The 2,225-nt window shown below is 34.2% G+C and carries 2 protein-coding genes; one reads left to right on the top strand and one right to left on the bottom strand.

The window, feature by feature from the left end; genetic code table 11:
• The coding region (locus ES724_RS16625) for a hypothetical protein (protein ID WP_211362782.1) at positions 1-248 on the top strand (248 nt) is incomplete at its 5' end.
• A gap of 577 nt (positions 249-825) precedes the next feature.
• Here the strand turns inward: ES724_RS16625 and ES724_RS16370 are convergent.
• Entirely contained in the window at positions 826-2,088 is a 1,263-nt protein-coding gene (locus tag ES724_RS16370) for a site-specific integrase (protein ID WP_146935049.1), read from the bottom strand.
• Positions 2,089-2,225: the final 137 nt, after the last annotated feature.

Here is a 2,225-nt window from a genome sequence, read left to right as displayed (position 1 = left end):
AAATTAGGAATAGCAAGAGGGTAACACGCAGCGCGATGTTATATATTCCTAATTCATTGATTGTAAATAAGTTATCATATTTTAGTTTATGCTTTTTTACTAAATTTGCGTCAAATGCTCTGAAAAGACCTGTAAATAGGCATGGATTTGCGGCAAAGGCGTCAAAAAAAGCTGAAAAACGGACTCTTTTAGTACCATTCGATTCAAATAGAAAACCGTTAAAAATCTCCCTGAAATATCAAACATGATTCTTATTACAGAATTTTAATGAAAACCTTAAAAATACTGATTGATGAGTATTTGATAAGCTGGCGAGAACTCGTATTTACAGTCTTTTCCGTAAGTTTCTCATCATTGCTTACAATTTATGCCGCAGTTGGAGGAAAAAGAACGTAAAGTATACCTTATTTTTGATGAATGATGAGAGATAAGAGTTGAGGCTATTGATATCAAGGATTTAGGCGCTCATCGTTTTCTCATCAAAAATATAATGATGAGTAAGAGTAAGTGGTGTCTAGTAAAATATGCTGATGAAAAAGAAAAAATATAAAAAGCACTTAATTAAACGGTTCCTATCCGCTTTAATATTGAGCTCTATGACTTAAGTCAAGTAGAAAAAAAGATTCTTCTAGTAAAAGAAACATGGTTTATAAGTCGATAATGAGATTTACAAAGTAAACGGTAAAAGCCACAAGGGAGATTTCATTTGAGATAGCAAAGCAAGATGTGTCATTGTCATGACAATCTTGCTTTGCGCCCGGAGGTTGCAAAGGAAAAATTATAGTATCCTTATCTAATAATCCTTTACTATTCTCAAACCAATCCTTATTCATTGCTTCCATCGAGAGCAACTAAGTTTGTGTCCTCAGACTCACATAAACTAAGTTTTTCTTTCAACAGCAACATATCCTCACTTAATTTACCTTCCAAAACCCGTGCATAAATCTGAGTGGTAGATAATTTGGTATGTCCTAAAAGTTTAGAGACCGTTTCTATAGGTACGCCGTTCGATAAGGTAACCGTTGTTGCAAAAGTGTGCCTGGCGGAATGGAAAGTGATATTTTTTCTTATTTTCAATTGCAACATGATTTCTTTTAAATATTTATTGACCTTTTGATTGGAAAATACCGGGAATAAAAATTCGTCTTTTATACTATCGCCATATCGATCCATAATATTTTGGGCCTGAGACAAAAGTGGCACTTTTACCGTTTCATCCGTTTTTTCACGTTTGGTATAAATCCAGTTGCTGCCATCGATTCCTTTAATAATCTGATGAATGGTCAATTCTTTTAAATCTATATAAGAAAGCCCAGTATAGCAGGAGAATATAAAAACATCTTTGACTTTTTGTAAGCTGCTATTAGTAAATTCTGTAGTCTCTACTAATTGAAGTTCTCGCTTGCTTAAATATTGTCGCTCGTTTTTCTCGAATCTGAATTGGAAATTGTCAAAAGGGTTTTTTACCAGCCATTCCAGCCTAATTGAAAGGTTCAATATCTTTTTGAAACGTTCTAAATGTTTCATCGTGCCATTATTGCCACAAGTCTTTCGAGAAACCTTAGCAGAATACTTGCGTAGGAACTGTTCAAAGTCGGTTACAAACCGATAGTTGATTTGTTTGATGTTGATATCATTGCAGTTCATTTTCTTCTTTAAAAACTCCTTTAAATAGGTTTCGGTGGTACGATAATTCTTCATCGTGCCGGGTTTCAACACGTTTTTCATATGAGAATTGTGATAGCTCATTAATTCCAACAAGGTTTTTTGGTGCTCATCATTCCCGTAGAAACGGGCTTTGATACTTTGAGCAGATATTACTTTGTTCTCGGAAGATAGTAGCTTGTGGCAATCCAGAAACTTAGTATAAACCTGGTCTAAATACTGGTTTAAACTTCTTGCTTTTGGAGCAGTTCCCCGAGCACGTCCTTTTGAGACGTCCCAATGATTCACCGATATTGATCTTTTTAGGCTGATTTCTGAGCGTTTTCCATCAACGGTAACTCGTGCATAAATAAATAATTTCTTTGTCTCGTTATGGTGTTTACGAACAAAGAATAATACAGAAAAGGTAGTGTAATTAGGCATCTTAAGCGTCTTAAATGAAACAATCAGTTTGCAAAGACGAAAGTCAAATCAGTTAATTGCCTTATGAAGTTACGTAAATATCTGTAATAAAATGATTCACCGAATGATTCACCAGACTTATGTATTTAAATGATATT

The organism is Gillisia hiemivivida, from assembly GCF_007997295.1.
GTDB classification, from domain to species: domain Bacteria; phylum Bacteroidota; class Bacteroidia; order Flavobacteriales; family Flavobacteriaceae; genus Gillisia; species Gillisia hiemivivida.
This window is presented reverse-complemented; position numbering and strand designations above follow the sequence as displayed.

Excerpts from the sequence above, each read along its gene's own strand:
- ES724_RS16370 (WP_146935049.1), bottom strand. The coding sequence starts at position 2,088 with ATGCCTAATTACACTACCTTTTCTGTATTATTCTTTGTTCGTAAACAC.